This is a genomic window from Pedobacter antarcticus (genome assembly GCF_900103515.1).
Taxonomy (GTDB): domain Bacteria; phylum Bacteroidota; class Bacteroidia; order Sphingobacteriales; family Sphingobacteriaceae; genus Pedobacter; species Pedobacter antarcticus.
Window position 1 is genome coordinate 320634 of sequence record NZ_FNGZ01000001.1, and the last position, 19939, is coordinate 340572.

The window sequence follows — 19939 nt, forward strand, 5'->3', positions numbered from 1 at the left end:
CGTATGGAAATTACACAGAATCAACTGGAAGCGCATAATGATAGGGCTTCTAAAGCACATCAGCAGAGCTTTAACTTTATAGCTGCTACACAACAACGGGTTGAAGAAGTAATCAGTAAGCTCATTAGCTTTCAGGTCGCGATTCCAAGCTGGGCTTTAGGCACAGGAGGAACCCGCTTCGGACGTTTCTCCGGCGGAGGAGAGCCACGCAGCCTTGACGAAAAGCTAGCTGACATTGGCCTGCTGCATCGTTTAAACCAGTCTAGCGGTGCTGCCTCATTGCATATTCCATGGGACGTACCGCAGGACTACGCTGCAATCAGACAGCAGGCGCAACACTATAATCTTCTCTTCGACGCGATGAATTCCAATACTTTTCAGGATCAGCCAGATCAGGCACACAGTTATAAATTCGGCTCTTTACACCATGCAGATCCTGCTGTACGTAAACAGGCAGTTGAACATAATATTGAAGTGATCCGCCAGGGCATTGAGCTCGGCTCAGATACATTGTCTATTTGGCTGGCGGACGGTTCTTGTTTTCCGGGGCAGTTAAATTTCAGAAAAGCATTTCAGCGTACACTGGAGAGCCTGCAGGAAATATATGCGGCTCTACCGGAACACTGGAAAGTTTTTGTGGAGTATAAAGCATTTGAACCGAATTTCTATTCTACTACAATTGGCGATTGGGGACAATCACTGCTTTTCGCGAATAAACTCGGACCAAAGGCGTTTACGCTGGTAGACCTGGGACATCATTTACCAAATGCAAATATTGAACAGATCGTTTCTTTATTAATGATGGAAGAGAAACTCGGCGGATTCCATTTCAACGACTCTAAATATGGAGATGATGATCTTACTGCAGGAAGCATTAAACCTTATCAGTTATTTTTGATATTTAATGAGCTCGTCGAAGGTCTGGATGCCAGAGGACTCGACCATGCGACTGGTCTGGGCTGGATGATTGACGCGTCTCATAATGTGAAAGACCCCCTGGAAGATCTCTTACAATCGGTAGATGCAATAATGCTTGCTTATGCGCAGGCATTATTGGTAGATCGCGACGCTTTAACAGCGGCTCAGGACAATAACGATGTTACTTTATGTCAGGAGATTTTGCAGGATGCCTTTCGTACAGACCTCAGACCCGTGGTTCGTGAAGCGAGGTTGCGGGCGGGAGGAGCAGCGAATCCGGTAGGATTGTATCGTGAACTGCAGATACGTCAGCAACTGATCAGCGAGCGCGGATTGAAAACGGTAGCAACAGGATTATAATGATGGCAGTTCCGGTTATAGTTATATTCGATGTCGGTAAAACCAATAAAAAGGTTTTTGTTTTCAACGAAGATTATGAGATCGTTTATGAACGTTCTGCACGTTTTACCGAAACTTATGATGAAGATGGAGATGTCTGCGAAAATCTGGAAAGTCTTCGCTCTTCGGTTTTTAATGCGCTGCATGAATTATTGGCAAGAAAGGATTTTATGGTCAGGGCCGTGAATTTTTCCGGATATGGTGCCAGTCTCGTTTTTACCGATGAATCAGGAAAGCCGCTGACACCCCTATATAATTATTTGAAGTCTTACCCCCTTGACCTGCAAAATGAATTTGACAAGAAATATGGGCAGGGAGATAGGATTGCAGCTGAAACCTCGTCTCCGGCACTGGGGAGTTTAAATTCGGGAATGCAGCTTTACCGTGTCAAAAATGAAAGACCAGCGCTATTCAATAAAATCCGTTATGCCCTGCATCTGCCACAATACCTTAGTTTTATGGTAACTGGTCAGGCGGTTTCCGGCCTCACCAGTATTGGTTGTCACACCCGGTTATGGGATTTTGGCAAACAGAACTATCACCCTTGGGTTATCGAAGAAGAACTTGATAAGAAATTAGCTCCCTTGATGACCGAAGATCAGGCATTTGATGTTGAATTAGATGGACACAGCTTTAAGGCAGGTCCCGGCTTACATGACAGCTCTGCTGCTTTGATTCCTTATCTGATTAATTTCCACGAACCATTTATATTGATCTCTACAGGGACCTGGTGTATTACAATGAATCCGTTCAGGGAGGAAGTGCTTACCGCTCAGGAGCTCGATCAAGACTGCCTTTGTTATTTACAGTACAAGGGTAAGGCGGTAGCAGCTTCGAGAATATTTGCGGGTTATGAACATGAGCAACAGGTAAAACGAATTGCAGAACATTTTAACGAGCACACCGGATTTTACCGCGGATTTCATTTAAATGCAGAATTAGCTGAAAGGATTTTTCAGGAAAACGCAGAGAAAACGGAGAATTTAAAATGGAGCAAGACCTCTGGTTTTGACAAGAAAATGTTAAACAGATTTAAGACTGCCGAAGAAGCTTATTATTATTTTATACTCGATATTGTGAAGCAGCAATTTGTATCTTCCCGCCTTGTCATGAAAAGTAAACAGCTCAAACGAATCTTCGTTGACGGAGGTTTCAGCAAAAACCAAATATACATGAACTTTCTTGCACGTTTTTTTTCTGAAATGGAAGTCTATGCTGCATCGATGGCTCAGGCTAGTGCTATTGGAGCAGCTCTAGCTATACATGAGCACTGGAATACACAACCCATACCGGATCACATTATTGAATTGAAATATTATGCCGGAAAGATACCCTTCAAACCAACACATCTTTAACAAATGCCCGATAACCCGTTATCTCTCCGCATAGGGCTGTTCGTTCCCTGCTATGTAGATCAGTTTTACCCGGGAGCAGCAATAGCCACTTATCAGTTGCTCACTAAACTTGGAATGGATGTAACTTATCCGGAAAATCAGACCTGTTGTGGTCAGCCTATGGCAAACAGCGGATTTGAACATCTGACGGACGGATGTAATACCCTGTTTATAGATCAGTTCAGTGAGTTCGATTATATTGTTTCACCTTCAGGCAGTTGTGTACTGCACGTCAAAGAACACCTCAAGGACAAAAAACAGCCTGAAATGGCCATCGGAATTCGTAAAAAGGTCTATGAACTCGTCGAGTTTCTGGTCGATATTCTCGGCGTGCAGGAGCTCAATGCCAGCTTTCCACATAAAGTCGGTTTGCATCAAAGTTGTCACGGTCAGCGTGGGCTAATGCTTAGTCAGATGTCAGAACTGGCAGCACCATTTTATTCCAAACCTCTTCAATTACTTAAACTGGTGAAAGGACTTGAACTCGTTGAACTCAGCAGGGAAGATGAATGCTGCGGTTTTGGCGGAACATTTTGCGTGGCCGAAGAAGCGGTTTCTGTAAAGATGGGAAAGGACAGATTAAAAGATCATCTCAGCCATGGTGCAACTTTCATAACCGGATCAGATATGAGTTGTCTGATGCATATGGAAGGGATATTAAAAAGAGATGGGGGTAAAGTACAGGTATTGCACATTGCAGAAATCCTAAATGCAGAATAATGGCTATAGAAGCAGGAAAACAAACACATTCAGAACTTGCCGGTGGTTTCAATGCAGATGAGCAGCGTGTAGACTGGCATGATGAAACCCTATGGTGGATCAGGCAAAAAAGGGATAAAGCTGCACATGGGATTCCGGAATGGGAGCTTTTGCGCGAGACCGCGTCTCAAATTAAAAATAATGTATTATCCGGACTGGCAGCTTATCTGGAGAACTTTGAAGCACGTGCGTTAGAGAATGGCATCAAGGTACACTGGGCCGCCGATGCTGCCGCACATAATCAAATCGTATATCGTATTCTTAAAGAAAAAGAGGTTACGCAATTGGTGAAGAGCAAGTCTATGCTCACCGAAGAATGTCACCTGAATACTTTTCTTGAAGAAAAGGGAATAAGTGTGATTGACTCAGACTTAGGCGAGCGGATCGTGCAGCTTGCCAAAGAACCTCCAAGCCATATTGTGCTACCGTGTATTCATAAAAAAAAGGAGGAAATAGGTGAGTTGTTCCACGAACATCTCGGAACTGCAGCTGGCGAATCAGATCCGCAAGTTTTAACCGAAGCTGCCAGACAGCATTTACGCGAAGTGTTTTTAACCAGCAAGGCAGCATTGACCGGAGTTAACTTTGCAATTGCAGAAACAGGTGAATTTGTAGTCTGTACAAATGAAGGTAATGCAGATTTAGGAGCCCACCTTGCCGACGTTCATATTGCAAGTATGGGTATTGAAAAAATTATCCCGGAGAGAGCACATTTGGGTGTATTCCTGCGTTTGCTAACCAGAAGTGCGACAGGACAGCCCATTACAACCTACTCAAGCCATTTTAAGAAGCCTGCTCCCGGTCAGGAAATACACCTGGTCCTGGTCGATAACGGTAGAACTGAGCATATGGGCCGGGAAGATTTCAGGGCATCCCTGAAATGTATCCGTTGTGGTGCTTGTATGAATACTTGTCCTGTTTATCGCAGAAGTGGGGGACACAGTTACCATTACACTATTTCTGGTCCGATAGGAGCTATCCTTGCACCAAATCTGGACCGTAAAAAATATGCAGACCTTCCATTTGCATCTACACTGTGCGGGTCATGCAGTAATGTGTGCCCGGTAAAAATTGACATTCATCAGCAGCTTTATAAGTGGCGTCAGGTAATTGTTCAGGAAGGCCATGCCGATCTGGCTAAAAAATTAAGTATGAAGGGGATGAGTTTATTATTGTCTTCGCCTTCTGCATATCGTATCGCTGGTAAATCCGGCAGGTGGTTACTCAGGCATGCGCCGTTTGCGATGAACAATAAATTCAATCCCTGGTATAAGCAACGTGAAATGCCGGCTCCGCCTGAGCAGTCATTCTCTGAGTGGTACAAAAAAATGAAGAAATAATTTCCCAGAAATTCCATCCCATGCAAGATCCGCTATCACTACAAAGCCGGGCAAATATTCTGGCTGCCTTAAGACATAACCAACCAGAAAGTTCTGCACTTCCTCCTTCACTGTATTTTCCGCAGGCTCCGGCAGCTGAATTAAAGGGACAGTTTATTCGCATTGCAACTGGAATCGGTTCAGTGGTACATACCGCAGATACATTTGAAGGTGCCGTGGAGCTTCTGCAAAATACTATAAAACCAGGTCAGAAAGTACTGAGTACAGTTCCTGAACTGTCATCTGATGAATTCATTTATCCTGGAAAAGACCAGGATCCACACCGCTACGCCGACCTGGATATAGCTATATTCAAACCTCTTGTTGCTGTGGCGGAAAATTCAGCCTTATGGATCACCGACGAGCAATTGATTATCAGAGCGCTGCCTTTTATTACGCAGCATATCTACATGCTTGTCGATATTTCGGTATTGGTTGCAGACATGCATGAAGCCAGCAGGATAACCGGTCTGGAATCTCAGAAATATGGTTTTGGTACTTATATCGCGGGGCCTTCCAAGACAGCGGATATTGAGCAGTCGCTGGTTCTTGGTGCACACGGTCCGAGAAGTATGACCATTTTTCTTTATGGGTCAGGGGCGTAAACAACCACCATATACGCTATCTGAGACCTCATCATTAAGCAAATTCTTAAAACAGAAATACAGATGGTAGGTATAACCCAGTTCGGTCCTTGTTTTTAAGGCGAGAGTCTGCTGCCTGTCTTTTTTACTGCCTTTATAAATTTCTGAATACACTTGTTGCGTGTCGGTACAGTAGAGTAATATCATAGTCTGCTGGTTGGCCTCATCATGCATTAATTTAGTTTTGGTTTCCCAATGGAGTGTGATGTTTTGATCCTGTAGGCTTACGGTTAAGTTTTCCGGAGCAGGCAATGATCCGGAACTCAGCTGTACCATTTCCCAGTTTATCTGCTGTTCAGGAAAGGTGCCGGTTACTCCGTGTTTCAGATGATACGACTGACTTAGATTGTGGGTCGTTTTATTGTGTATTATGCTTTTGGCTCTGTATCCTATTTTTATAAAATCTATGCAGGAGTTTAGTAAACCCGTTATTAACTTCAGTTTGTAGTTCTGTGCCTGTTGTGCCAGAGATCTTAGTTTCCCGGAAACAACAGATGGAGTCGTTCTCGCATAAACCTTTCCATGCATAGAATAAACAACCAGTGGCCCGATTTTCCCTGTTACCATGCCTAGAAGGCCATTTTTCACTCTCGCCATATTTTTTATTTTATTTTATTAAAAATGTTTTCTTTTCTGAGATATAATATAGTGTTTTTATGCGTAATAAGCAATTTAGTTTACATCTAATTCTTGTTTTGTATATTTTTTATTCGATATTTCTTCAATTCCGATTGAAGGAACAATGAACGAAGTGTGAACAAACTCCGAAGGAACTTTGTATTAACCACAAATTAAACCAGCAGAATACTAGGGCATATAGTTGATAACAACGAAAGTCTCCAAATAATATCGATGACAAACATTCCTCTGACCGTAGTGTTTCTATAAAAACCATTTTTTATGTCAATTTCATCTATTAATCCAGTTAACGGAGAGCTTATTCAAGAATATCCGGCAGACACTGTAAATCAGCTCCGAGAAAAAGTAGAACTTACCCATCAGTCCTGGCTGGATTACCGGAAAACCTCCTGGCAGACCCGTTCAGCCGGTTTGGATAGAATGGCCGAACTGTTACTGGAACGAAAACAGGATCTGGCCAGATTAATGGCCTTAGAAATGGGAAAGCCATTATAAGATGGCGTTGCAGAAATTGAGAAGTGTGCAGCAGTCTGTCAATATTATGCAGCTCAGGGAGAACGTTTTCTGAAGGATGAGACAGTCGAAACTGCTGCAGGAAAAAGTTATGTCACTTTTCAGCCAATAGGAGTAGTCCTGGCTATCATGCCCTGGAATTTCCCCTTCTGGCAGTTATTTCGTTTCCTCGCTCCGGCTTTAATGGCCGGTAATGCAGGTCTGCTCAAACATGCATCTAATGTTACTGGCTGTGCACTGGCTATTTCGGCTTTAGTGGAAGACGCAGGGTTTCCAGAAAATATCTTTAATGTATTAATTACCAGCAGTAAATATATAGAGGAAGTGATTGCGCATCCGCTAGTTAAGGCTGTTACGCTCACCGGCAGTACAGCTGCAGGAATGAGTGTGGCAGAACAATCGGGTAAATTACTGAAGAAGACTGTGCTTGAGCTCGGTGGTAGTGACCCTTACCTTGTGCTGGCTGACGCCGATATCGAACTGGCAGCCAAAGTATGTGCCGAAGCAAGGCTAATTAATAATGGGCAGAGTTGTATCGCAGCTAAACGTTTTATCGTAGTGAAAGAAGTGGAAGAAGAGTTTACCACACTCTTCAGATCCCACATGGCCGCTAAAAAAACGGGTGATCCACTGCTCGCCGGTACAGATCTGGGTCCAATGGCCAGGGCAGATCTAAGGGACGAATTACATGGTCAGGTCCAAGAATGTATTAGTCAGGGTGCAAAATGCATATTAGGTGGAAATATTCCTGATTTCCCTGGTGATCATGCCTTTTACGAGCCAACCATCCTTAGTGGAATTAAACCGGGAATGCTCGTTTATAAAGAAGAGATATTCGGACCTGTCGCCGCCATTTTTACCGCAATAGATACTGATGATGCCGTCAGGATCGCGAATGACACAAATTTCGGTTTGGGTGCGGCCGTATTTACCAGAAATGCGGCATTGGCAGAAGACATTGCCAGAAATCAGTTGCAGGCAGGTTCTTGTTTTGTAAATACGAATGTCAAGTCAGACCCTAAATTACCTTTTGGAGGGATTAATCAAAGTGGCTACGGCAGGGAACTCGGTTTATATGGGATCAGAGAGTTCGTAAACATCAAAACCGTATTTATACAATAAATCGGATTGTTGGTAAACAGGAGTCTGCTATTATGTTTAATTAGGCAGGCTCCTGACTTCTTTTTCTGTAATCGGTTGGTTTGATGCCTGTTTTTTTCTTAAAAATTTTTGAAAAATAGAAACTGGAGTCAAAATTCAATTCGATAGAGATTTCTTTGATTGGTAAATTTGTCCCGCATAACATTTCCTTTGCTTTTTCTATTTTAAGCTGCAGATAGTATTGTCCCGGAGAAAGTCCGGTATAGTTTTTAAATAACTTACGGAAGGAAGAGTATCCTATATTAAGCTGCTGAGCTGCAAGCTGGGGTGAATATGAATTGTTAATATTTGAACGAAAAAGTAACATCGCCTTGTTAATAATGGTTTCTTCTTCTTTGTTTTCGGTTGAACTTTGCTTAATTACCGCGTGACATGCCCCAATCAAATGCAGTACCGCACCAGATACCAGCGGTTGATAACCTTGTTTTTCTTCTTTTGTCTTGTCGATTATACAATTGTAGAGATTAAAAATATTTTCATTAAAACCCACGTATAGGCAGGGTTTTTCAATGCTTAAATACCCGGATTGGACGAGGTTGTCTATAATGTTGCCCTTAAGGCCCACCCAATATTCATCCCATCCGGTTTGATTGTCTGGTTTATAACGATGCCGTTCATTGGGGAAAATAACAATTACGGTACCTGCTTTGACCTGTGTCTGTTTTAGACTGGCAGATTCAAACAGACCTTGTCCTTTAGTGATATAAATTATCTGATATTCCTGCAGAACTCTCCAAGTATTCCAGTTAAAATTATGCGGTGCAGGATGCCCTTCAAACGGATAACAATCAGAGGCTTCAGTACGCGTACATCCCGCATTCAATACACTTAAACCCCAATTCTCATCTTCTTTACTAACAGGCAGGTATTTGTAAAAATTTATCATGGCCATTCATTCAAATTCCCGGTTTTATATTTGGTTGTTTTTTGCGGTTTTTAAAATATAAAAATAAGCATCCTTTGTAGAAGGGAGGCCTTTGTATCAAAAAATATATACGAATTATCAGTTTGTTAATTCTTCTCCCGGAAATTATCATTAAGCGAAAGCATCGTTAATACGACAGCCTGTTTCAGCCTGCACAAATGATTCACTATTAATCAGAAACAGCAGTTCATTTATCAGAATAACCATTTAACAGAAGGAGCTATTCGGATACTTTTGAAATCAACCAAATATTAACCTAATTATTAAACCATCTTCATTATGGGAAAAAGACTTTTGCTTTTTGCGACGGGTAAACATTTCGCAATAATGGCTCTCGCATTATTATTTTATTTACAAGGTCAGGCACAGACCGTTGTGAAAGTATCCGGTACTTTAACCGACGCCGCCGGTTCAGGACCGGTCTCAGGTGCTTCTGTTGCAGTGATGGGTTCAAACACCATTACACAAACTGATGGCAAAGGACACTTTTCCATCAGTGCCACTAAGGGATCAATGCTGATCATCCGTTTTATTGGTTATACAGAACAACGGGTCCTTGTCACAGATCAGACAAATCTAAAAATTCAACTCTCTGCATCTGCTGAAGGATTGCAGGAAGTTGTGGTCCTTGCCTACGGATCACAACGTAAAGGAGACATCACCGGTGCTGTATCCGCAATAGACTTGTCCAAATCTCAGGGTATTCCTGCATCTAATGTCGGCAGACTATTGCAGGGACAGGCAGCGGGTGTGGTCGCTAAACAAACCACAGGAGAGCCTGGACAGGAGTTGCAGGTAGAAATCCGGGGAAATAGTTCCCTTGGTGCTACCAGCGATCCCTTGTATGTTGTCGACGGTTTTCCAGTTGGTACCAGTGTCGGTACGGCATTAAACTCAAACGATATAGAAAGTATCACCGTTTTAAAAGACGCCGCTTCAACTTCAGTTTACGGTTCCAGAGGAGCGAATGGTGTTGTTCTGATTACTACTAAGAGTGGCAAAAAGGATGGGTTTAAACTAACGGTAAGTTCCAATAATGGATTTGCCAATGTACCGGATTCCCGTCGTGTTAAAGTGCTGAATGGCCCTCAATTTGCACAATTTCAGCAAGAAATTTTCACAGATAAGATTCGCTATTTTCAAAACAGGGAACCGTTAATCTCAGAAATTCCCGAAGATTTCCGCTACCCTGAAAAGACAACGGTTTCGACCGATTGGTATAAAGAAATTTTGCGTCAGAATGCGCCCTTCAGTGATTACAATATTTCATTGAGTAACGGTTCAGAGAAAACCAGTTCTTATTTGTCTATGGGTTATCTTAGTCAGCAGGGTGCCTTAAAGAACACCGGTTTTAACAGGGTTACCGCCAGAGCCAACCTAGATGGCAGACCTAATGACTATATCAATTTAGGTTTAATGTTATCAGGAGCGTATTCCTGGGCAAAGAACAGTGATGCTGTTGCTGGAACTTATGGTAATAATATTGTAGATCAGGCATTATTAATGGATCCAAGGGAACCTGTTTATAATGAAAACGGATCTTATAATAATTACATCGGGGGCCATGATAATATTTTCGGATTTCCAAATCCCGTGCAGCGACTTTACGAAGAGCAGCACAGGCAGTATAAGGGTAATTTGACCGCTAACGCTTATATCGAAATTAAACCTGTGAAGGATCTATCTTTCCGCACTAACCTGAACGGAAAACTGGAGGATGTTCGTAATCATGATTTTACACCTTCGGGGATTGCTGGCTTTAACAATGCGCCACCGCGAATGGCCAGTGCCAATGAAGCTTTCTATAATTATCTGAATTATGGAATGGATAACCTGCTTACCTATTCACCAAAATTTGAAGATCATAAACTGGAAGTAACAGTTGGACATATTTTTCAGAAAAATACGGTAAATACAGGTAGTGCAAACGGGACAAATTTCCCTGATGATCTGGTCGAATATGTTTCTGCTGCAAACCAAAGAGATGGGAGTTCTGGAATGGCTGCTTATACTATTGAGAGCTTTTTATCACGTGTTAACTATTCCTACAAAGGAAAATACCTGTTTACTGCTGCGTTTAACCGGGAAGCAAGTTCCAGATTTGGGAGTAACAACCGCTGGGGAAGTTTTCCTTCGGCATCTGTCGGCTGGCGTATTTCGCAGGAGAATTTCTTTCCTAAGTTAAGCTGGGTTGATGATATGAAATTTCGCGCAAGTTATGGGATAACAGGCAACAATAATATAGGGAACTATACTCCGCAGGCTAATATCAACAACAGTAATTATGTGTTTGGAAATACTGTTGTACCAGGTGCGACAGTGGGTTCTTTTCCTAACATTAATTTAGGTTGGGAGCAGTCTAGACAGCTTGACATTGGTTTGGATCTGAGTCTGCTCAAAAATAAAATAAGTGTGACTGCAGAATATTATCGCAAACTGACCACAGATATGCTTCTGAACGTGGAAGTGCCTGCAGTAGCGGGCTTCAGTAATATTATCACTAACATAGGGAAATTGCAGAATAAAGGCGTGGAGCTTGGTATAAATTACAGAGACCGATTTAATCAGGTTACTTTTAATACTGGATTTAACATTTCCTTTAACCGAAACAAAGTTCTGGAAATTGACGGCGATAGAAATTCACTATTGAGCGGCGCATTCTATGATGGTTATAATATTACTCAGGTGGGCAAACCAGTAGGATTATTCTATGGTTACAAAGTGTTGGGTATCTATCAGAACCAGGCAGAAATTGATAATAGTCCGCATAATCCTAACCATATTCCCGGTACCTATCAATATCTGGACGGCAATGGAGATGGAACTATTTCGTATGACACTGAAGATATGGTTGTTATAGGTAATCCAAATCCAAAGTTTACCTGGGGGTGGAATTGGAATGTCGGTTACAAACGATTTGATTTAAGTGTTTTATTAAATGGATCATATGGTGGAGATCTTTACCGCGCTATTGAAATGAATCTCGCTAATATTGATGGGGTATTTAATGTGCTTTCAGAAGTGCAGAACCGCTGGAGATCTGAACAACAGCCTGGAGCGGGAAAACAGGCAGGATCCAACACCTACTATTTCACCAGGGAATCAAATTCAAGGTATGTTTATAACGGCACTTACGCATGGGTCAAAAACATCACACTGGGTTACACCATTCCGAGAGTCAGAAACCTTTTTGATGCCAAACTATTCGTTAGTGTTGACAACGCCTTCCTGTTCACAAAATATCCCGGTAATAATCCAGAAGTTAATGGGGCGAGAGCTAATAATGGCAACGATGTGATTAGTCCGGGCAGAGATATGGAGGCATATCCTGTACCGAGAACAATTTCTGTGGGCACAAGAATTAATTTTTAATCCAATTCTATTATCAATTAAATGAGATCATCATGAATTATCTATATAAAATATCATTGGTATGCTGTGTACTGACAATTACTTCCTGTAAAAAATCATTCCTCGACCTCTCTGACCCTACGAAGAAGACAGCGGACAGGTTTTATAAGAATGAACAAGAATTTCAGCAGGCCGTAAACGGTGCATACAGTTCTTTACAGGATCATGTGAATAGTCAGTACGTTTTTGCAGAGATGCCATCAGACAATACAACCATTCAGCTTAATCCTTCTGACAGGGGACAGACTGACCGGGCGGAAGCATTCGAATTCTGGAACTTAACTGCGACTAATGTCAATATTTCAGAGCTGTACAGTCAGAGTTATAACGCCTTATATAATATCAACTATGCGCTTTTGAAACTAAATGACGTGCCTGGAATCAGCGAAAAGAAAAAAAAACAGTATCAGGGTGAGCTTCAGTTTATCCGGGCGTATTATTATTTTAATCTTGTACGCTATTTCGGGCCTGTGGTTTTAATGACTGAACCACTCGAAAATTCTGCTGAAGCATTTAAAACCGTCCGGAGTGACGAGCAGGTCGTTTATAATCAGATTATTAAAGATTTAACAGAGGCTGCTGCCAGTTTACCGGCCAGAAGTGAATATGGTGCTGCGGACGTCGGACGTGCTTCTAAAGGTGCGGCTCTGGGTTTGCTGGGGAAAGTTTATCTGACAATCAAAGATTATCCAAAAGCTGAGCTTACTTTAAAAGAGGTTTTAACACTAGGTTATGCCCTGGTGGGAGATTACGCTGCTGTGTTTGATCCAGCCAGAAAAAATAACATTGAGTCTTTATTTGAGGTACAATACCAGGGAGGTAATAACCTTGGAGAATGGAGTAGTTTTATCTATGCATTTGCGCCGCGAGGTTCGGAGGGAGCGATTACCGGTTTTCCGACGAGTCGTCCTCAGGGATGGAATATTCCAACCAGAAGCATAATCAACGAATTTGAAACCGGAGACTTGCGCAAGGCGGTTGCGTTGAAAGAAGGATATACTAACGCCAAAGGAGAATTTATAGGGATTCCTTTTGTCAACAAATATAACCATCCGCATACAATAGATGGAAGAACTGATGATAACTGGCCGGTACTGCGTTACGCAGATATTTTATTAATGCTGGCAGAAGCTATTAATGAACAGGGTGGGCCAGGGAATGCCTATCAGTACATTAATCAGGTGAGAACCAGGGCCGGACTTAAAAGTCTTAATGCATTGGGACAGGAAGATTTCCGGACTGCGATCCGTCATGAGCGCCGTGTAGAGCTGGCTTTTGAAAATGACCGCTGGTTTGATTTGAAAAGAGCATTGACAATTACACAGTTAACGGCTTTAATGAATGCACATGGACAGTCCGAGAAAGCCGATCCGACGGTAGATCGAAGCGGGGTTTCCTTTTCTCCGAATGACTATAAATTTGACGGTTATGAAGCATTCTTTCCTATACCGGACAGACAGTTATTCCTGAATTCAAATTTAACACAGAACCCGGGATACTAATATTGACGAAATCGAAACTTAGCTATGAATTTAAAAATGCATTTACTTCCGCGGATTTTCTTTGTCCTTCTGTTATCTGGCGTATCTACTGCCCATGCACAATTACCGCTTCAAAACCTGCGCGCAAATTTTATTAAACCACCCGATGTTTACAAGCCTGGTGTTTATTGGTATTTTATGGATGGGAATATGACTGCAGCATCTATCACTAAAGATCTGGAGTCTATGAAAGAAGCCGGGATCGGGAACTTGATTTTTCTGGAAGTAAATGTTGGCGTTCCCAGAGGTAACGTCGATTTTTTAAGTGAAACCTGGAAATCGCTTTTCGTATTTGCCGAAAAGGAAGCCAGAAGACTGGGGATTGAAATAACTTTAGGTATCGGACCAGGCTGGACAGGGAGCGGGGGCCCCTGGGTTAAACCAGAGCAATCTATGAAGCATTTGGTCTCCAGCCAGGTTTCGGTATCAGGCGGCGAAGGTAAAAAGATCGTATTGCCTGTGCCACTACCTAAGAAGCCATTTTTTGGTGAAGGGAATCTCACTGATGATTTCAAAAAGGACTGGATGCATTATTTTGAAGATGTGGCAGTACTGGCATTTCCGGAAGTGGAAAAAGGAAGTCCCATTGAAGATTATGAAGAAAAGGCGCTTTTTTACCGTGCACCATACAGTTCAGGAGAGGTGAGAGCATTAATGCCCTCGCCGTCCGCGCTGAAAGGAAACAGCAAGTCTGCTATTCAGAAAAGCAAAATTATAGATCTGACTGGAAAAATGCAGGCAGATGGTACGCTTAACTGGACTCCGGCCAGCGGACGTTGGACGGTAATGCGTTTTGTCAGCCGTAATAATGGGGCTATTACCCGGCCTGCATCCTTTCCTGGTCTAGGTTTTGAAGCAGACAAATTTGATACTACTGCGATTAATGCACATTTGGATGTCTACGTAGGCAGCTTGCTGAAAAGAATAGGGAAGACTAATAAAAGTAATGGCGGCGGATTAAAGCGTTTACATATGGATAGCTGGGAAATGGGCGCACAGAACTGGACCGCGAATTTCCGAAATGAATTTTTGCGGCGAAGAGGTTATGATCCGATCAGGTATTACCCGGTTTATGCCGGGAGCGTTGTGGGGAGTTTAGAAGAAAGTGAAAGATTCTTATGGGACCTGAGACAGACTTCTCAGGAACTGGTTTTAGAGAACCATGCAGAACATGTGAGGAAATATGCCCATCGTCATGGTTTGGAATTGTCGATTGAGCCTTATGATATGAATCCGACTTCAGATCTTGATCTGGGAAGTGTCGCAGATGTGCCCATGGCAGAATTCTGGAGTAAAGGTTTTGGGTTCAATTCGACTTATAGTGTTATTGAGGCAACTTCAATAGGCCATATAATGGGGAAATCACTGATTCCTGCGGAGGCTTTCACCGCGCAAGGGGGGGAAGGCTGGCAACAACATCCCGGGTCAATCAAAAATCAGGGAGACTGGGCTTTTGCGGCTGGGATAAACCGTTTCGTATACCATACTTTTCAAAATCAGTTCTTACCTGACTCTTTGAAACCCGGAGCGACTATGGGGCCTTACGGTGTGCACTGGGACAGAAGTCAGACTTGGTGGCCTATGGCAGGCAGCTATCATGATTACGTAACACGGTCTCAATATCTGTTACAACAGGGGCGTACGGTAGCAGATATACTTTACCTGACACCTGAAGGTTCACCGCTAGTCTTTGTACCGCCTTCAACAGCCATCGTTGGAGATACTATCGGCGACCGCAGAGGTTATAATTTTGATGGTTGTTCACCATTACAGTTATTAAAAGCTTCTGTGAAAAATAAGCACGTAGTATTTCCTGGTGGTGCCAGTTACCGGATTTTAGTATTACCTGCTTATGAATCTATGACGCCGGCATTGTTGACGAAAATAGGTGAACTGGTTAGTGCAGGAGCAACAGTCGTAGGCAGCCCTCCACGTAGATCGCCAAGTCTCGTTAATTATCCGGCCTGCGATCAGCAGGTGCTGACGATGAGTAAAACTATCTGGGGAGGTTCACAAAATCCGGCTCAGGAAACATTTCGCAGTTATGGAAAAGGGCAGTTGATCTGGGGTGGACAAGTAAGTAGAAATCTCGATGGTCTTTATCCACGTTATGAAACGACTGCTAAAATATTGAGTGCCCTGGATCTAATCGAAGATTTTAAAGCAGACGGCCCCGTTAGGTACACACACAGAACTGATGAGAACTGGGATCTTTACTTTGTTTCCAATACAACAGACAGACAAGTGGATTTGACAGCAGAATTCAGGTCTGTAAAAGGATCACCTGAATTCTGGAATGCGGTTACAGGGAAGATTACACACACAGATCAGTTTGAGACGATTGGACAAAAGACATTGGTTCCTCTGCAACTGGATGCTTATGAAAGCATATTTGTGTTATTCTCAGCAGATAACACCTGGAAACCTGCTCTAATTAAAAAGAAAAAAAGTCTGGATCCTGTTTTGACGCTTGGAGGTCCCTGGGATGTAAAATTCGACCCGTTATGGGGCGGACCGGCAAATCAGGTTTTTCCTACACTAACGGACTGGTCTAAAAATGAGAATGAGGGCATTAAATATTATTCAGGTACAGCAGTTTATCAAAAGGAGTTCGATCTTTCAGCGTCGGATCTTAAAGCAGAAACACCGGTCTATCTGGATTTGGGTAAAGTCAAAAATATGGCAAGAATAAAACTTAATGGAAAGGACCTGGGCGTCGTCTGGACCGCGCCATGGCGAGTTGATATTTCCGGCCTTTTAAAGAAGAAGAATAAGCTGAGCATTGAGATAGTTAATTTATGGCCGAACAGATTGATCGGTGATGAGCACAAACCATTTGACGGCGTGGTTAATGACCAGTGGCCGGCATGGTTACTAAACAATCAACCGCGTACCAGTGGGCGGTATACTTTTACGTCATCGCAGCCTTACAAGGCAGATACACCATTGTTCGAGTCTGGCCTGTTAGGACCTGTGACTATAGTCAGAGAGAAAATCAGAGAAATAAAATAAAATACATGTATACAAAAACAAAGGTGAAAGCCGGCCTCTTCGGTATAGGTCTGGAGGCTTATTGGGAGCAGTTTGACGGTTTAAAGGCGAGACTGACAGATTATTTGAATCGGGTCGCAGTAAATATGGAGGGTTTCGATGCCGAAATTGTAAATCTGGGTTTAATAGATACCCCGGAAAAAGCTTTTGAAGCTGGAACGACATTTAAAATCAAAGATGTAGATATTATATTTTTATACGTTCCTACTTATGCATTATCATCTACGGTATTGCCAGTAGTTAGAAAAGCAAATGTGCCGGTTATTATACTTAATCTTTCACCAGAGGCGAGTATAGATTATAAAAGTTTTAATAATTTAACTGATAGAACGGTAATGACCGGTGAATGGCTGGCACATTGTTCATCCTGTGCTGTTCCGGAAATAGCAAATGTATTTAACCGCAGTAAAATTCCGTTTTTCCAGATAACGGGTATGCTCCGGAATGACGATCATGTCTGGAACCAGGTCCGGGAATGGATTGAAGCTGCCGGTGTAGCAAAGACAATGTATTATAACCGGATGGGGATAATGGGCAACTATTATAGTGGAATGTTAGATATTTATACTGATCTGGCTCTGCAGCTTGCCACATTCGGCGGGCATATGGAGGTGATTGAAGTGGATGAATTATCAGGTATAAGAGCGGAAGTTACAGAAACAGAGGTTTCTGCTAAGCTTTTGGATATTCATTCGGAATTTGATGTTCAAGATGATTGCCAGCAGGAAGAGTTACATAGGGCAGCTCAGACTGCGGTAGCACTGGATAAGCTGGTCAGCAAATATCAATTGGGGTCCCTGGCTTATTACCATAAGGGAAGTGGAAATCCGGTTAACGAGAATACTACAACTTCAGTTATTCTTGGTAATTCGCTCCTGACCGGACGTAATGTACCTGTAGCTGGCGAATACGAAATCAAAAACGTTCAAGCTATGAAAATTCTCGACAGTTTTGGCGCAGGTGGTTCCTTCACAGAGTATTATGCTATGGATTTTACCGACGACGTAGTGCTGATGGGGCATGACGGTCCCTGTCATCCGGGGATAGCAGAAGGGAAGATCAAAGTGCGGCCCCTGCAGGTTTATCATGGTAAAGTTGGTAGTGGTTTGTCCGTGGAGATGTCTGTGAGCCATGGTCCTGTTACGTTGCTTTCAGTTGTCGAAACAGGAGATGGTCAATTGAAACTTCTGGTGGCTGAGGGTGAATCTGTGCCTGGCAGTATTCTGGAAATTGGCAATACCAACAGTCGTTACCGGTTTTCTTTGGGTGCAAGGAATTTTGTCGAAGCATGGAACAGGCAGGGGCCAGCGCATCACTGTGCGATTGGTAAGGGACACCTGGCATCACGTATTGAAAAACTGGGAGAAATATTAAAAGTGAAAACGATACAGGTTTGCTAGGCTTCCAGGACTGATATTTATAATCGAGAAACAAAAAAGCAACCATTATTTAATGGTTGCTTTTTTATGGAATTATCTACAGGGGCGTTGTTGATCGTTGAGCGGGTGGGCTAAGGATCATAAGGTGGGGCAATCGGGACTATTTTTGTTCATATGACTAATATTGCTATGATATTTGTTATATTTGGTATATGGAAATACTAAGTGTTCAGGGGAAAAGAGTAATCGTAGTTTTTTGGAAAAATAATACAGAGAATCCTTTTGAAGTATTTTCTAATCTAAAGAACTTTTGTTTAAGCTATCCACAGTTTAATTACAATACCATTAGTAATTATTTGAGTAAGGCTAAAGTCGCTTATGAAAACCAGGAAATACGAATAGAACGTAAAAATATTATTTTAAAGCCTAAACCTGCTCCTGAACCCCGAATAAGGAAGATAGCGCCTGTATTAAGAAGGGTTATGCTGAAAGATGCAAATGATGAACAACATGATCTGATATATTGGTTGGGTCGGCCGGTAAAAGAGCGTGCTGCTGCAGTTACTCATATCATTTCTCAATCTTTAACAAAGGGACAAAGAATGGATAAAACTAAACTGGTAAAGAAAAGAATTTACGCATGACATTAGCCGAAGATTTTGAAGATTTTGTTAAATTGTTAAACCAATATAGTGTTGAGTACATGGTTGTGGGTGGTTATGCATTGGCATTTCATGGTAAGCCTCGTCACACAGGTGATCTCGATATTTGGATCAACGTATCTGAAGAAAATGCAATTCGAATGCTCAAAGTCGTCAATGATTTTGGGTTGCAATCTCTAGGCTTCCAGAAGGAGGATTTTTTAACAGAAGGATTAATTAGCCAGATCGGATATCCACCATTAAGGATTGACGTGCTGAACCTCATTGATGGAGTTAAGTTTAGTGATGCAATCTTAAACATGGAAAAGATAGAACTCGAGAATGATCTTGTCATCAACTATATTGGCCTTAATGATCTGGTGAAAAATAAACAAGTCTCCGGCCGCAGACAAGATATCACAGATGTTAAGACATTACAAAAGTTAATGAAATCTAAAAAGGGCAATTTTCTGGATCCTGCCGATGAAAATTAAAGATAAATTAATTGAATTATCGAATCGATACCCCAAAGACGTTATATTGCATAATTAGTAAATTAGGCGGTGCGGAGTTGAGCTTTACAGGACATTCGTTTGGCGGAGGATTAGCTCAAATCGCCCGATAATAGGTGCAGACTTAATGATTTTTTAGCCAGGCAACCTGTGACCATTTCAGTCAGTGATATCCCATTACATTTCGAAAAGTAAACATATTAATATATTTATCGCAGCGTAAGGCCGCTGGTCTTTCCTAAAAGATTCTGGTCTTTTGAAAAGCCGCGGCCATTGACTTTATTACATGTGTTCTTAATTTATAGAAACTAACTACAGTTCAATTTACCCCTAAGGGCTTACTGTTTCTATATCACCCTCAGGGTTCTCTTCATCGTGATCTTCCGGCAATTCTGCGTCAGGTTCCTCCTGATCTTGTTCTGTATTTTTAATTGGCTTATCTTCCTGATCATCCGATAGTGTTTCTTCAGGACTGTTGTTATTCTTCTGATCATTTGGTTTTCCATCTTTCTCTGTGTCTGGCGTAACCGTTTCGATATTTTTCTGGATCTCTTCTGTAGGATCTGGATGTTGTTGTGTGTTTTTTGATTCTTCCATTGCTTTAGGGATTTGTTTAAGCTTTCGTAATACAATCGTTATTTTGGAGAAATTGTTTTCAGGAGAATTTTTAAAC

The 19939-nt window shown here is 42.2% G+C and carries 14 protein-coding genes and 1 pseudogene; 12 read left to right on the top strand and 3 right to left on the bottom strand.

The genetic code is table 11. The features are described 5' to 3' along the window. Positions 1 to 3: 3 nt before the first annotated feature. Genes BLR53_RS01290 through BLR53_RS01310 form a run of 5 tightly spaced genes read left to right on the top strand, consistent with a single transcriptional unit; the run spans position 4 to position 5454 of the window. On the top strand, positions 4 to 1278 hold the full coding sequence (locus tag BLR53_RS01290; protein ID WP_074586454.1) for a sugar isomerase: 1275 nt from the start codon (positions 4 to 6) through the stop codon (positions 1276 to 1278). Continuing rightward, a complete protein-coding gene (locus BLR53_RS01295; protein WP_037444615.1) occupies positions 1278 to 2672 on the top strand; it encodes an FGGY-family carbohydrate kinase in 1395 nt (464 codons plus the stop codon). Before BLR53_RS01290 ends, BLR53_RS01295 begins: the two co-directional genes overlap by 1 nt. 3 nt (positions 2673 to 2675) lie before the next feature. Then, the gene (locus tag BLR53_RS01300) at positions 2676 to 3431 is read left to right on the top strand and encodes a (Fe-S)-binding protein (protein ID WP_074586467.1); all 756 of its coding nucleotides are present in this window, start codon (positions 2676 to 2678) and stop codon (positions 3429 to 3431) included. Further along, positions 3431 to 4810 (top strand): lactate utilization protein B, encoded by a 1380-nt coding sequence (locus tag BLR53_RS01305; protein ID WP_074586468.1) that lies wholly within the window; start codon positions 3431 to 3433, stop codon positions 4808 to 4810. The genes BLR53_RS01300 and BLR53_RS01305 overlap by 1 nt, the downstream gene beginning before the upstream one ends. 20 nt (positions 4811 to 4830) lie before the next feature. Continuing rightward, positions 4831 to 5454 carry a LutC/YkgG family protein gene (locus BLR53_RS01310; RefSeq protein ID WP_074586475.1) on the top strand — a complete coding sequence of 208 codons (624 nt, stop codon included), beginning with the start codon at positions 4831 to 4833 and terminating at the stop codon, positions 5452 to 5454. On the opposite strand, the gene BLR53_RS01315 is transcribed toward BLR53_RS01310, so the two are convergent. Beyond that, entirely contained in the window at positions 5443 to 6090 is a 648-nt protein-coding gene (locus BLR53_RS01315; RefSeq protein ID WP_074586477.1) for a DUF6266 family protein, read from the bottom strand. The genes BLR53_RS01310 and BLR53_RS01315 overlap by 12 nt on opposite strands. A gap of 303 nt (positions 6091 to 6393) precedes the next feature. Between BLR53_RS01315 and BLR53_RS01320 the strand changes: the two are divergent. Beyond that, a pseudogene (locus BLR53_RS01320) lies at positions 6394 to 7767 on the top strand (NAD-dependent succinate-semialdehyde dehydrogenase). Between the two features lie 40 nt (positions 7768 to 7807). Here BLR53_RS01320 and BLR53_RS01325 read toward each other — a convergent pair. Then, a complete protein-coding gene (locus BLR53_RS01325; protein WP_051760339.1) occupies positions 7808 to 8692 on the bottom strand; it encodes an AraC family transcriptional regulator in 885 nt (294 codons plus the stop codon). Positions 8693 to 9010: 318 nt separating this feature from the next. On the opposite strand from BLR53_RS01325, the gene BLR53_RS01330 reads away from it, so the two are divergent. The 6 genes from BLR53_RS01330 (at position 9011) to BLR53_RS01355 (ending at position 19248) form a co-directional block, all read left to right on the top strand. Next, positions 9011 to 12103, top strand: a complete 3093-nt coding sequence (locus BLR53_RS01330) for a SusC/RagA family TonB-linked outer membrane protein (RefSeq protein WP_074586479.1) — start codon at positions 9011 to 9013, stop codon at positions 12101 to 12103. Positions 12104 to 12135: 32 nt separating this feature from the next. Next, the gene (locus tag BLR53_RS01335; RefSeq protein ID WP_074586481.1) at positions 12136 to 13644 is read left to right on the top strand and encodes a RagB/SusD family nutrient uptake outer membrane protein; all 1509 of its coding nucleotides are present in this window, start codon (positions 12136 to 12138) and stop codon (positions 13642 to 13644) included. A 36-nt stretch (positions 13645 to 13680) separates the two neighbouring features. Beyond that, a complete protein-coding gene (locus BLR53_RS01340) occupies positions 13681 to 16695 on the top strand; it encodes a glycosyl hydrolase (RefSeq protein WP_244889432.1) in 3015 nt (1004 codons plus the stop codon). A gap of 5 nt (positions 16696 to 16700) precedes the next feature. Then, positions 16701 to 18134, top strand: a complete 1434-nt coding sequence (locus BLR53_RS01345) for an arabinose isomerase (protein WP_074586486.1) — start codon at positions 16701 to 16703, stop codon at positions 18132 to 18134. Positions 18135 to 18325: 191 nt separating this feature from the next. Continuing rightward, a complete protein-coding gene (locus tag BLR53_RS01350) occupies positions 18326 to 18757 on the top strand; it encodes a hypothetical protein (protein ID WP_051760266.1) in 432 nt (143 codons plus the stop codon). Continuing rightward, positions 18754 to 19248, top strand: a complete 495-nt coding sequence (locus BLR53_RS01355; RefSeq protein ID WP_070808232.1) for a nucleotidyltransferase — start codon at positions 18754 to 18756, stop codon at positions 19246 to 19248. The genes BLR53_RS01350 and BLR53_RS01355 overlap by 4 nt, the downstream gene beginning before the upstream one ends. A 348-nt stretch (positions 19249 to 19596) precedes the next feature. On the opposite strand, the gene BLR53_RS01360 is transcribed toward BLR53_RS01355, so the two are convergent. Continuing rightward, the gene (locus tag BLR53_RS01360; RefSeq protein ID WP_139218386.1) at positions 19597 to 19863 is read right to left on the bottom strand and encodes a hypothetical protein; all 267 of its coding nucleotides are present in this window, start codon (positions 19861 to 19863) and stop codon (positions 19597 to 19599) included. Between the last annotated feature and the right edge of the window lie 76 nt (positions 19864 to 19939).